Annotated in this window: 12 protein-coding genes; all 12 read left to right on the forward strand. The window is 53.3% G+C overall.

Going from position 1 to position 11751, the window contains the following annotated elements; all coding sequences use genetic code 11:
• Nucleotides 1-14: 14 nt before the first annotated feature.
• Nucleotides 15-1640: a nitrogenase molybdenum-iron protein alpha chain gene (gene nifD / locus CVV30_02605; GenBank protein PKL70270.1), complete on the forward strand. Its 1626-nt coding sequence runs from the start codon at nucleotides 15-17 to the stop codon at nucleotides 1638-1640.
• Nucleotides 1633-3000: a nitrogenase molybdenum-iron protein subunit beta gene (locus CVV30_02610; protein PKL70271.1), complete on the forward strand. Its 1368-nt coding sequence runs from the start codon at nucleotides 1633-1635 to the stop codon at nucleotides 2998-3000. The genes nifD and CVV30_02610 overlap by 8 nt, the downstream gene beginning before the upstream one ends.
• Before the next feature lie 28 nt (nucleotides 3001-3028).
• A complete protein-coding gene (nifE, locus tag CVV30_02615; GenBank protein PKL70272.1) occupies nucleotides 3029-4408 on the forward strand; it encodes a nitrogenase iron-molybdenum cofactor biosynthesis protein NifE in 1380 nt (459 codons plus the stop codon).
• Nucleotides 4405-5790 carry a nitrogenase gene (locus CVV30_02620; GenBank protein PKL70273.1) on the forward strand — a complete coding sequence of 462 codons (1386 nt, stop codon included), beginning with the start codon at nucleotides 4405-4407 and terminating at the stop codon, nucleotides 5788-5790. Before nifE ends, CVV30_02620 begins: the two co-directional genes overlap by 4 nt.
• Before the next feature lies 1 nt (nucleotide 5791).
• Nucleotides 5792-6100: a 2Fe-2S ferredoxin gene (locus tag CVV30_02625; protein ID PKL70274.1), complete on the forward strand. Its 309-nt coding sequence runs from the start codon at nucleotides 5792-5794 to the stop codon at nucleotides 6098-6100.
• A gap of 4 nt (nucleotides 6101-6104) precedes the next feature.
• Nucleotides 6105-6767 (forward strand): nitrogenase, encoded by a 663-nt coding sequence (locus CVV30_02630; protein ID PKL70275.1) that lies wholly within the window; start codon nucleotides 6105-6107, stop codon nucleotides 6765-6767.
• Nucleotides 6768-6773: 6 nt separating this feature from the next.
• Nucleotides 6774-7052 carry a hypothetical protein gene (locus tag CVV30_02635; GenBank protein ID PKL70276.1) on the forward strand — a complete coding sequence of 93 codons (279 nt, stop codon included), beginning with the start codon at nucleotides 6774-6776 and terminating at the stop codon, nucleotides 7050-7052.
• 46 nt (nucleotides 7053-7098) lie between these two features.
• Complete coding sequence (gene modA, locus CVV30_02640; protein PKL70277.1) at nucleotides 7099-7926, forward strand: molybdate ABC transporter substrate-binding protein; 828 nt, start codon at nucleotides 7099-7101, stop codon at nucleotides 7924-7926.
• A 61-nt stretch (nucleotides 7927-7987) separates the two neighbouring features.
• Nucleotides 7988-8797: a molybdate ABC transporter permease subunit gene (gene modB / locus CVV30_02645; protein PKL70942.1), complete on the forward strand. Its 810-nt coding sequence runs from the start codon at nucleotides 7988-7990 to the stop codon at nucleotides 8795-8797.
• Nucleotides 8794-9510: an ABC transporter gene (locus CVV30_02650; protein ID PKL70278.1), complete on the forward strand. Its 717-nt coding sequence runs from the start codon at nucleotides 8794-8796 to the stop codon at nucleotides 9508-9510. The genes modB and CVV30_02650 overlap by 4 nt, the downstream gene beginning before the upstream one ends.
• A 463-nt stretch (nucleotides 9511-9973) precedes the next feature.
• Nucleotides 9974-11335: an ammonium transporter gene (locus CVV30_02655; GenBank protein ID PKL70943.1), complete on the forward strand. Its 1362-nt coding sequence runs from the start codon at nucleotides 9974-9976 to the stop codon at nucleotides 11333-11335.
• A gap of 1 nt (nucleotide 11336) precedes the next feature.
• Nucleotides 11337-11675 carry a transcriptional regulator gene (locus CVV30_02660; protein ID PKL70279.1) on the forward strand — a complete coding sequence of 113 codons (339 nt, stop codon included), beginning with the start codon at nucleotides 11337-11339 and terminating at the stop codon, nucleotides 11673-11675.
• Nucleotides 11676-11751: the final 76 nt, after the last annotated feature.

Genomic DNA, 11751 nt, shown 5'->3' on the forward strand with positions numbered 1-11751 from the left:
AGGGAGGCATAAAAATGGCAGAAACAGAAGGAACGATAGAGGAGATGCTCGCGCCCTACCCGGATCTGGTAAAGAAAAACCGGAAAAAGCATCTCGTTTTAAAAAACGAGGCGGTCGAATGCTGTCCGCAGATTGAAGCGAATACGCGAACAATCCCCGGTATCATCTCGCAGCGCGGCTGTGCGTATGCCGGGTGCAAAGGTGTGGTGGTTGCACCCATCAAGGATATGATCACCATCACCCACGGCCCGGTCGGCTGCGGGTACTACAGTTGGGGAACGCGCCGCAACAAAGCACGGGCGGATGAGACGACACCCAAAGACAAGATCTATTCGCAGCTCTGCTTCATCACCGATATGCAGGAGCCGGATATCGTCTTTGGCGGGGAGAAGAAACTTGCAAAGATGATCGATGAGGTTGTGGCCGCATTCCACCCGCGGGCGATCAACATCTGCGCAACCTGCCCGGTTGGCCTGATCGGTGACGATATCGGTGCGGTAGCAAAAGCCGCACAGGAACGCCACGGAATCCAGGTGCTCGCCTACAACTGCGAAGGCTACAAAGGAGTCAGCCAGTCGGCAGGTCACCATATTGCCAACAACATCATCATGGACAAAATTGTCGGGACAGGTACGGAAAGAAAACCCGGCAAACACGTCATCAACATCCTTGGTGAGTATAACATCGGCGGTGATGGGTGGGAACTGGAGCGCATTCTCGAAGAGATCGGGTATACGGTCAACAGTATCCTCACCGGTGATGCGAGTTACCTTAACATCAAAAACCTGCACCTTGCCGATCTCAACATCGTCCAGTGCCACCGTTCGATCAACTACATTGCCGAAATGATGGAGACCAAGTACGGCACCCCCTGGCTCAAGGTAAATTTCATCGGTATCGAGTCAACGAACCAGTCGCTGCGACAGATGGCGAAATGCTTTGGTGATCCGGAACTGGTACAAAAAACCGAAATGGTCATCGAACGGGAGACTACCCGGGTGATGGCAGCGCTTGAACAATACCGGAAAATGTGTACGGGTAAGACTGCGTTTGCCTTTGTCGGCGGTTCACGAAGCCACCACTACCAGTACCTGCTCAGGGATATTGGCATGGAAGTTGTCGTTGCGGGATACGAATTTGCCCACCGCGATGACTATGAAGGCCGTCAGGTGATACCCACGATCAAGACGGATTCCGATTCCAAGAATATCCCCGAACTTCACCTGTCGCCCGATGCAAACCTGTACCGTCAAGCGCATGAGCACCTCAGTATCTCGAAAGAACAATATGATGCGCTCAAAAAAGAGATCCCGCTCAGTTATTACGAAGGGATGTTCCCGAACATGAAAAGCGGGGAGCTCCTCATTGACGACTGCAACCATCACGAGATAGAAGAACTCGTTGCACTCTATAAACCCGACCTGGTCTTCTCCGGTGTCCGGGACAAGTATATCGCCCATAAACTGGGTATCGCCTCAAAACAGCTCCACTCGTACGACTACAGCGGACCGTATGCCGGTTATACCGGTGCAGTGAACTTTGCGCGTGATGTAACAGACGCGTTGATGACACCGGCCTGGAACCTGATCATTCCCCCGTGGGAAAAAACAGAGAAAACAGGAAGTGAGAACAATGCTTGAATGTATCCCGGAGACTCCGATAGAACATACGACCGGGAAGATTAACCCGGCCAAAACCTGCCAGCCTCTCGGCGCTATGTATGCTGCGCTCGGCATCCACAGCTGCCTGCCCCACAGCCACGGCTCGCAGGGCTGCTGTGCCTACCACCGCATGCACCTGACCCGGCACTTCCGGGAACCGGCGCTTGCCTCATCGAGTTCCTTTACTGAAGGAGCTTCGGTCTTTGGCGGTGCGGCAAACCTCAAGACTTCCATCAAGAACGTCTTTGCCATCTACAATCCCGAGGTCATGGCAATTCACACAACCTGCCTCTCCGAGACAATTGGTGACGATATCCCCAGCATTCTCAAACAGGCAGAGATACCCGAAGGAAAGACGGTCATCCACATCAACACTCCCAGTTACCAGGGATCGCATATCACCGGTTTTGCCGGTATGTGCAAGGCGATGGTTGCGTACCTCAGCGAGTCTGACGGGACGCCCCAGAAAGATCAGGTGAACGTTCTCCCGGGATTTGTGAACCCGGGCGACATGCGGGAGATCCGCCGTATCGTGACCGAACTCGGCGTGAAAATGATTATGTTCCCCGATACGTCAGGTGTCCTTGATGCCCCGCTCACGAAAAAATACCAGATGTATCCCGATGGCGGTGCAACAGTCGCCGAGATCCGCGATGCCGGCAACTCCTCGCTCACGCTTGCGCTGGGTGCGTTCGCCTCAAATGATGCCGCCGGGCTCCTGCAGGAAAAATGCGGGGTCACTGGTGTCCCCTTAAAACTCCCCATTGGCCTGAAAGCCACGGATGCGTTCATCATGGCTATCAAAGACTGGTTTGGCGTTGAGGTTCCTGCCTCTCTCGCGCTTGAACGTGGGCAGGTAGTTGACACCCTCATTGACACAAACATCCACTACCAGGGAAAAACCGTTGCAATCTTTGGTGACCCTGACCATGTCATTGCCATGACCGAATTCATTCTGACCATGGGAATGGTTCCGAAATATGTCCTGACCGGAACGCCCGGCAAGGCGTTCGCCATCGAGATTAATAAGATGTTGGAAGAGGCCGGGATCACGGGAAGCAGGGTAAAAGTGGAAGGCGATCTCTTTGAACTCCAGCAGTGGATACGGGAAGAGAAAGTCGATCTGCTGATCGGCACTACCTACGGCAAGTATATCGCAAGAACTGAGGACATTCCGTTCGTCCGCTTCGGTTTCCCGATTCTCGACCGGGCCGTGCACCCGCTTATGCCGGTTGTCGGCTACCGTGGATGCCTGCGCCTGATCGAGCAGATCAGCAACGCGCTCCTTGACCGCCGGGACCGCGACAGCCTTGATGAAGACTTTGAACTTGTGTTATAACGGGTAATGCCCGGATAGGTGATGGAACATGGATACCAGCTCAGTTACCGCCGAAGGGGCGGCATGTATCAGCGAACGCCAGAACTCCATTATGACCACGGGGAAAAGCAAAAGCAGCATCCACTGCGCTGACGACAGCCTTGCCGGCTCCGTCAGCCAGCGGGCCTGCGTGTTCTGCGGGGCCCGGGTGGTCTTAAACCCGGTCACCGATGCAGCTCATCTCATCCACGGCCCCATCGGCTGTGCCACCTATACGTGGGACATCCGGGGGAGCCTCTCAAGCGGTTCCGAGATGTACCGGAACAGTTTTTCCACCGACATGAAAGAGCGGGACGTGGTCTTTGGCGGGGAGAAGAAACTTGCAACCTGCATTGACGAGGTCGTAAACAAGTACCACCCGCCGGCAATGTTCGTGTATTCGACCTGCGTTTCAGGTATGATTGGCGACGACATCATCGCGGTCTGCAAAGCAGCTTCCAACCTGCATGCAATCGATATTATCCCGGTTGAGTCCAGCGGTTTTCTCTCCGGCAACAAAGTTGTCGGGTACCGGGCAGCAGCCGTTGCCCTGATGCAGCTGATCAAGCCCAAAGAGGGAGTGACGGTAGAAAAAACAAAGAAACTCAATTACCTTGGCGAGTACAATCTCGGCGGAGAAAAATGGGTAGTTGAGCGCTACCTACAAGAGATTGGCATTGAGATCAATGTCGCGTTCACCGGGGATTCAACCGTTGCCGCCCTCAAACAGGCGCCGGGTGCCTGCCTGAACCTGGTGCAGTGCACCGGTTCCATGCACTGGGTGGCGATGAACCTCGAACAGGAGTTTGGCACCCCCTATATGGATGTAAACTTCTTTGGTGCCGATAACACGGCAGAAAGCCTGCGGAAGATTGCTCAGTTCTACGGGGATGCAGAGATGATACGTCGCACCGAAGTGCTCATCGAACGCGAGCAGCTGCGTATTCGGCCGATCCTTGAGAAATACCGGAAAAAACTGACCGGCAAACGGGCTGCGATTTACGTAGGCGGGGCTTTCAAGGCCGTCGCGATTATTCGCCAGCTCCGTGAACTGGGAGTAGAGATCGTACTTACCGGTACCCAGACCGGGAAAAAAGAGGAGTACGATAACCTGAGCACCCTGCTCGATCCCGGAACGATTATCATTGACGATGCAAATCCGGCAGAACTGGAAAAATTCCTGCTCGAAAAGAATGTCGATGTGATGGCCGGTGGCGTCAAGGAACGTGCCCTTGCCTACAAACTGGGCATCGGGTTTGTTGACCACAACCATGACCGGAAAGATGGGCTCGCCGGCTTTGACGGGGCGGTCAGGTTTGCCCGCGAGGTCTTTGTGACTACGTGTTCGCCGGTCTGGAGCCAGTTAAAAGCAACCGGCAGGAGGGTATGAGCATGGAAATCGCAGCCACACCCAAAGTAAAACAGGTCAACGAAAACCAGTGCCAGCAGTGTATGCCACTCGGCGGTGTCGTTGTCTTCAAAGGCATCGAGAACGCGATGGTGCTCATACACGGTTCGCAGGGTTGCAGCACCTACATGCGCTTAACCAATGTTGAGCATTACAATGAACCCGTGGATATTGCCTCCTCGGCTCTCAATGAAAAACAGACCATCTATGGCGGGGAAGCAAACCTGCACAAGGCGCTCGACAATGTCATCCGGGTGTACGGGCCAAAAGTCATCGGCATTATGACCACCTGTCTTACCGAAACGATGGGTGAGGATCTCGAACGGATCGTCGCAACCTACCGGCAGAACCGTGGCATCACCGCAGTCGACATCATTCCGGTAGCGACCCCGAGTTACAGCGGCACCCAGACAGAAGGATTCTGGGCAGCAACCCGGCAGCTGGTGGCGTACTATGCAAAACCTGTTGAACGGCACAATGGGATCAACGTAATCATCCCCCATATCAGCCCGGCAGATATCCGGGAGATTAAACGCGTCCTTGACCTGTTCGGGCTCTCATATACGATGCTCCCGGATTACTCAATGACGCTCGACCGACCCTATGGGGGCCGGTACCAGAAGATCCCACCGGGTGGCACACGAACGCAGGATATCACCCGCATGACCGGGGCAAGAGCCACGATCCAGTTCGGGCTCACGTGTCCTGACAACCTGTCCCCTGGCCTGCTCCTCGAGCAGGAGTTCGGCGTGCCCCTGCACAACCTGCCCCTGCCCATTGGCCTGCAGAACATGGACCGCCTGGTTGAAACCTTAGAAAAACTCAGCGGCCGGTCCCTGCCGGATATTCTCGAACGGGAACGCGGGTGGCTGCTGGATGGCATGGCGGACTCGCACAAGTACAATGCGGACGGTCGGCCGATCGTGTACGGTGAGCCCGAGCACGTGTACGCGTTTTCCAGTATCTGCGTGGAGAATGGTGCTATCCCCGTTGTCATTGCGAGTGGGACAAAAAGCAGCCGGCTCACTGGGATGTTGACCACGCTCCTTGCTGATGCGGATGAGCAGCCGGTCATCCTGGAGGAGACCGACTTTGCTGCAATCGATGATGCAGGATTCATGTCAGGGGCAAATATCGCGATTGGCCATTCCGGTGGAAAATTCTTAACCGAGCGCCGGGGCACTCCCCTCATCCGGGTGGGATTTCCCATCCATGACCGGACCGGCGGGCAGCGGGTGTTATCGGCCGGGTATACAGGCACCTTAGTGTTTCTCGACCGGTTCACCAACGCCCTGTTAGAGACCAAATACGAATCGTACCGCGAACTGAGAAAAGAAGAGATGGGTATCAGAGAAGGTGTTTGAAATGCAAAAACCAAAACATCATATTTTTGTTTGTTCAAGTTCACGGCCAAACGGCCAGCAGAAAGGCTTCTGTCATTCGAAGAATAGCGTCGACATCATGATGAAATTCATGGAAGGAATCGAGGAGCGGGATATTGGCGGCGAGGTCTTCCTCTCCAATACCGGTTGTTTCGGTATCTGCGAGAAAGGACCGGTTGTCGTGGTGTATCCGGAAAATGTCTGGTACGGGTCGGTTACGCCCGATGATGTTGAAGAGATCCTCGACAGCCATATTGAAGGGGGCACCATTGTCGAAAGACTGGTGATTTAGTATCATGTGCCAGAAACGACAGGATTGCAGGGGACCGGAGATTGCCGCAATCCTTGGTAAAGACGGGTGCAGCAGTACCCTGTCCGAACCGGGAACGGTTGTCGTGTACCAACGACAGGGCTGCTCCTTTGAACCGGTGCGTGAGATGGCGTTTGCTCTCGACAAAGACAAAGGGCTCAAAGAGCTGCGAGCGAAAATGGCAGAACTTATTGAGTTCCTTAACGGGTGTAAGATTTTTGTTGCCCGGTCGGCAAGCGGCGCCCTGTACTTCGAGCTCGAGAAAGCCGGTTTCAGTATCTGGGAGATTACGGGAAAACCGGCAGATTTCCTGGCAATCGTTCTTGAAGATGAAGAGAAAGAGCGGGTGGCCGCACAGGTAACGGGAGTTGCGGGTATTCCGGCTCCTGCTGAGCGTGCACCGGGCAGTTTCTTCATCTCGATCAAGGAAGTCCAGGGAAAATCACCGGCCATCAGCAGCAAGCAGGTGCTCCAGCAGTTCATCCGCGAGGGACAATTTAGGGAACTGGAAATTATCTGCGATCATGTGCCTCCATGGATAGAGATGGATGCAGCGTGCCGGGGTTTTTCCCTGAGTTCGGAAAAACTGGGGCCCAACGAGGTCCGGTTGCGGCTGATGAAAACCTCAGCAGGATCGTGCGGGTGCTGATAGATCATGGTAACGTTTCAATCCCGCACCGGCCTGTTGCTTCCCGCCACGAAAGGAATTACATTGCCTGACCCGCCGTTCATGACCCGGGAAGAACAGGGACGGATTAATCTGAACGTGAACCGGGACCGAAACCTGAGTATTACGTTAGCGGGGATTTCCGGTAAGGATGAAACGGCTGATATCCTCGAGGTCATTGCCAAAGAGATACGCCATGGCAGTGTAGCCGGTAACGACACCAAATGTTCGTGGACTATTGATACCTTCTCAAAAAGTGGAAGGTAAAACGTACGTAACTGCAAGAAAACCAAAAAAAAATCCAGGTATGACTATGACCAGAAGAATATCACTCATCTCATTAGCGGCAGGGATCACGATCCTTGCCCTGCTCCTTGCGGCAGGCTGTACCTCTTCCGGGACAGCTCCCGCAGTGGAGAAAAAAGAATTGACGGTATTTACCGCTGCATCTCTCACGGGGGCCATGACCGATATTGCCACAGCCTATGAGGCACTGCACCCGGACACAAAAATTGTCCTGAACTTCGATGGATCCCAGGCACTCCGTACGCAGATTGAGCAGGGTGCTCCCGCAGATCTGTTCCTGTCGGCAAACACAAAACACATGTCGGCCCTGCAAGGGGAAGGATTGATGGTGAACGAATCCGTTGCGATCTTTGCAAAAAACAAGCTGGCCCTCATTGTTCCGAAAGAAAACCGGGCCAACATCACCGGTCTTCCTGACCTTGCGCAACCCGGTATCCGGCTCGTGATGGGGACAAAGGAAGTCCCGTTCGGGGATTACACCCGGCAGGCACTCGGGAAAATGGCCAATGACTCCGCTTACGGGCCGGCATACCGCGATGCCGTTATGAACAACGTGGTCTCGGAAGATCCCGCCGTCACAGCACTCGTTGCCCATATCCGTCTCGGTGAGGCAGATGCAGGAATTGCATATGCGTCCGATGTAAGTGAAGGGGATCGGTTACTGATTACAACGATCCCGATACCGGACCAGTACAATGTAATCGCCTCCTATCCGCTTGGGATTGTACAGGACTCTCCGGTTCAGGACCGGGCCGCAGCGTTCGTAGAGTTCATAGAATCCCCAGAGGGAAGTGCGATCTTAACGCGCTATGGGTTTACACCCGTAAGCCACTGAACCATTCTGGAATGAGACAGGAATAACCCGGACAGGAGATCAAACGAACATGACTATCACCATGGAACGGATCTGCAAGAGGGAAAACCTGCCGCTCCGTATCCTGATTGCTGTCTTGGTCGTGCTCGCGGTCGCGTTTATTGGCATCCCGCTGGTCGCTCTCCTGCTCAGGGTACCCCCGGAACTCCTGCTCGCCTCATTGCAGGACCCGGTGGTAATCGATGCCCTGTTTTTGAGTTTTTTTACTGCCAGCATCAGTACTGTAATCGTGATTGGCTTTGGGACGCCGATCGCGTACATCAATGCCCGCTGCCAGTACCCCGGAAAGAAGATCATCGATACCATCACGGACCTCCCGGTCGTGCTCCCCCCCGCAGTTGCCGGTCTTGCGCTGCTCATGGCGTTCGGGCGCCGGGGGCTTGTCGGGCAGTACCTGAACCTGATGGGAATCGATATCGCGTTTACGACCATTGCGGTGATCATGGCGCAGGTTTTTGTCGCCTCGCCGTTTTACATCCGGCAGGCCCGGACAAGTTTTGCCGGGGTCAACCAGGTGTATGAGCATGCCGCCCGGACGCTCGGGGCTTCACCGCTCACGACATTCTTCTCAATAACCGTCCCTCTTGCCCTCTCCGGTATTCTCTCCGGGGCAGTCATGACCTTTGCCCGGGCTTTAGGGGAATTCGGGGCAACGATTATGTTTGCCGGGAACCTGCAGGGGAAAACCCAGACCATGCCGCTTGCCATCTATGGCGCGATGCAGGGCGACATGGATGCCTCGCTCGTGCTTGCGGTAATGCTCGTTATCATATCGTTTGCTGTGATCATTATCGTGAAAGTCTTAACGGAAAAAGAAGAGGCGGCTTCATGATGGATATCGTGGTGAAAAAAGCGCTCCGGGATTTCGTGCTGGATGTCGATATCCAGATGCCGGACGGGGGGACACTTGTCCTTCTTGGTGAAAATGGTGCGGGAAAATCGACCATCCTCAACCTTGTTGCCGGGCTCATGACCCCGGATGTCGGGCATATCCGGATAGGCAGTGAAACCTTTATCGACACGGCAACCCGGACCTGCATTCCGGCTGAATCCCGTGGCACCGGCTATGTCTTCCAGAACTATGCCCTTTTCCCGCATATGACCATGTATGAAAATATCGCTTATGGCCTGCGCATCCGCCATCTTCCCCGCGATGAGATCGATGCCCGGGTCCGTAACCTTGCCGGGCAGCTCGGTCTGCTCGGGATCTGTGATGAGATGGTAGGAAAACTGTCGGGAGGCCAGCGCCAGCGGGTCGCCCTGCTCCGGGCACTTGCCGTAAAACCGAATTGTCTCCTGCTCGACGAACCGTTCAGTGCTCTCGATGTCCGGACACAGGTGCAGATGCGAGAGGAACTCAAAGAGGTCCTGTCTGCGGCAAAGATTCCTGCAATCATCGTCACCCACGATCTCCGGGACGCGGTTGCACTCGGTGACCGGATTTGTTTAATGGAACAGGGAAAGATCGTGCTCTGCGGGGATGCGGATGCGATCCTTCAGAAAGGGCGGCACCCGTTTATCGACCAGTTTTTTATCGGAACGTAAAGAAATATATCATCAGTATCTCCTTTTTTTTACCTGGATGAAACGGTAGTGAGCAGGTTCGCCATGCTATATTCCCTGTTGCCCGGTGATTCCCTTGTGCGGGTGCCATTTTAGCAACCTTCTGGATAATTTTTGCGATCACTGCATTAATGGTAATTACCAGTTCTTTTGGATACCATTGTGAACCAATGGCTGTGACATATTACCAGATAATTTTATCATGAAAAAAAATTAATTCGGAAAACAAAATTTTCTTTGCTTTTGTGCTGAGTCTTAAACTTCATGCATTTTTTTTTGAAAATGTATGGCTGTAAAACTCACCGCACCTCGATGAACCGCCAAAAATCCATGGTTCACGCGTATCAGACCGGTTTTGATAAAATACGTTTTATCTAAAAAAAAGAAACATTTTTAAACCATGGAAGGAATATGCTTTCTTGCAATATTAGGAGGAAAAATTCTGATGATTACGAAGAATGCACAACGACTGATCATACTCTTGATCTGTCTTCTTGCTCTGATCTCACCAGTATTCGGTGCAGATCCTTCTGGAGCGGCAACGTATGCAGATAACCCTGACACGGCAATAAACTTCAGCTGGGTTCTCATCTGTGGTTTTCTCGTTATGAGCATGCAGGCCGGGTTTGCCCTGCTTGAAGCAGGTCTGACCCGGGCAAAAAATGCTGCGAACATCATGATGAAGAACATGATGGACTTCTGCATTGGTGCTCTTGGATTCTGGGCAGTCGGTTTTGCCCTGATGATGGGTACTGCAACAGGTATCACCGGTCTGATGATTGGACTGAACGGGTTTTTCCTTTGGGGCAATGCCTATGATGTCTCAACCATTGAGATGTGGTTCTGGCAGATGGTTTTCTGCGCTACTGCGGCTACCATCGTTTCCGGGGCCATGGCAGAACGCACCAAATTCAGTACCTATTGTGTGGCCAGTCTCATTGTCACGGCATTCATCTATCCCCTCTACGGGCATTGGATGTGGGGTGGCGGCTGGCTCTCGCAGTTAGGCGCTCTTGACTTTGCCGGATCCGGCGTTGTCCATGCCGTTGGTGGTTTCATTGCACTGGCCGGTGCCTGGATGGTTGGTCCGCGTCTTGGCAAATACCGCAAAGACGGGACGCCGAACGGTATCCCGGGTCATAGTATCACTTTGGCTATCCTTGGTGTGTTCATCCTCTGGTTTGGCTGGTTCGGGTTCAACCCGGGAAGCACGCTTGCTGCCACCGAACTCAGGATCTCTGTCATCGCAGCAAATACTGTTCTGGCAGCAGCAGCTGGTGGAATTGTTGCAATGCTTATTACCTGGTGGAAATATGGAAAACCCGATGTACCGATGGCGGGAAATGGTGTAATTGCCGGACTTGTCGCAATCACTGCCGGATGTGCCTGGGTTAATCCTTCAGCTTCAGTGCTGATTGGCGCAATCGCGGGTGCACTTGTTGTTGCCAGTGTCTGGTTTATTGATTGGAAACTGCGTATTGATGATCCGGTCGGAGCAATCTCCGTGCATGGCGTCTGTGGTGTCTGGGGTATCTTGGCACTGGGCCTGCTTGCCGATGGGACCTATGGTGATGTTACCGGTCTCCTCTATGGCAATTCCGGGTTCATGGTGTCTCAGATCATCAGTGTCGTCACCGTGATTGTCTGGGCATTCGGTATGGGCGCTATCATGTTCTATATCCTGAAAAAGACCATGGGTCTCCGCGTATCGGATCGCGAACAGATAGAAGGACTTGATATTGGTGAACATGGAATGTCTGCTTATCCGGACTTTGTACCAATAGAGCCCCAAGTAAAAGGTGATTGAGATGATAAAAATTGAAGCAATTATCAGGTCACAGAAGATTGATGCAGTAAAGACCGCCCTTGATGCAGTCGGAGCCGGGTCAATGACGGTTTCCGAAGTGAGAGGAAGGGGCCAGCAGAAGGGAATTACCCAGCAATGGCGGGGAGCCGAATACGTGGTAGATTTCATTCCCAAGGCAAAGATCGAAATCGTTGTCCCGGATGAGAAAGCCGAGAAAATTGTAGATATTATCTGCGAAGTAGCAAATACTGGGAATATCGGCGATGGGAAAATCTTCCTCATACCGATAAAGGACGCCATACGGGTAAGGACAAAGGAGCGTGGGGACGGGATCCTGTAAGTTGATCCTTAACAATCTGTCATGCCCGCTGATGATTGAGTTAACAGAGGATCTGTTGATGGGAGCATAACTTCGC

It is taken from the genome of Methanomicrobiales archaeon HGW-Methanomicrobiales-1 (genome assembly GCA_002839675.1).
In the GTDB taxonomy this organism is placed as follows: Archaea; Halobacteriota; Methanomicrobia; order Methanomicrobiales; family Methanospirillaceae; genus Methanoregula.

Bases quoted from the DNA above. Each gene is read 5' to 3' on its own strand.
- modB (PKL70942.1), top strand. From the start codon at position 7,988: ATGGAACGGATCTGCAAGAGGGAAAACCTGCCGCTCCGTATCCTGATT.
- modA (PKL70277.1), top strand. From the start codon at position 7,099: ATGACCAGAAGAATATCACTCATCTCATTAGCGGCAGGGATCACGATC.
- CVV30_02655 (PKL70943.1), top strand. From the start codon at position 9,974: ATGATTACGAAGAATGCACAACGACTGATCATACTCTTGATCTGTCTT.
- nifE (PKL70272.1), top strand. From the start codon at position 3,029: ATGGATACCAGCTCAGTTACCGCCGAAGGGGCGGCATGTATCAGCGAA.
- CVV30_02625 (PKL70274.1), top strand. From the start codon at position 5,792: ATGCAAAAACCAAAACATCATATTTTTGTTTGTTCAAGTTCACGGCCA.
- CVV30_02660 (PKL70279.1), top strand. From the start codon at position 11,337: ATGATAAAAATTGAAGCAATTATCAGGTCACAGAAGATTGATGCAGTA.
- CVV30_02620 (PKL70273.1), top strand. From the start codon at position 4,405: ATGAGCATGGAAATCGCAGCCACACCCAAAGTAAAACAGGTCAACGAA.
- nifD (PKL70270.1), top strand. From the start codon at position 15: ATGGCAGAAACAGAAGGAACGATAGAGGAGATGCTCGCGCCCTACCCG.
- CVV30_02635 (PKL70276.1), top strand. From the start codon at position 6,774: ATGGTAACGTTTCAATCCCGCACCGGCCTGTTGCTTCCCGCCACGAAA.
- CVV30_02630 (PKL70275.1), top strand. From the start codon at position 6,105: ATGTGCCAGAAACGACAGGATTGCAGGGGACCGGAGATTGCCGCAATC.
- CVV30_02610 (PKL70271.1), top strand. From the start codon at position 1,633: ATGCTTGAATGTATCCCGGAGACTCCGATAGAACATACGACCGGGAAG.
- CVV30_02650 (PKL70278.1), top strand. From the start codon at position 8,794: ATGATGGATATCGTGGTGAAAAAAGCGCTCCGGGATTTCGTGCTGGAT.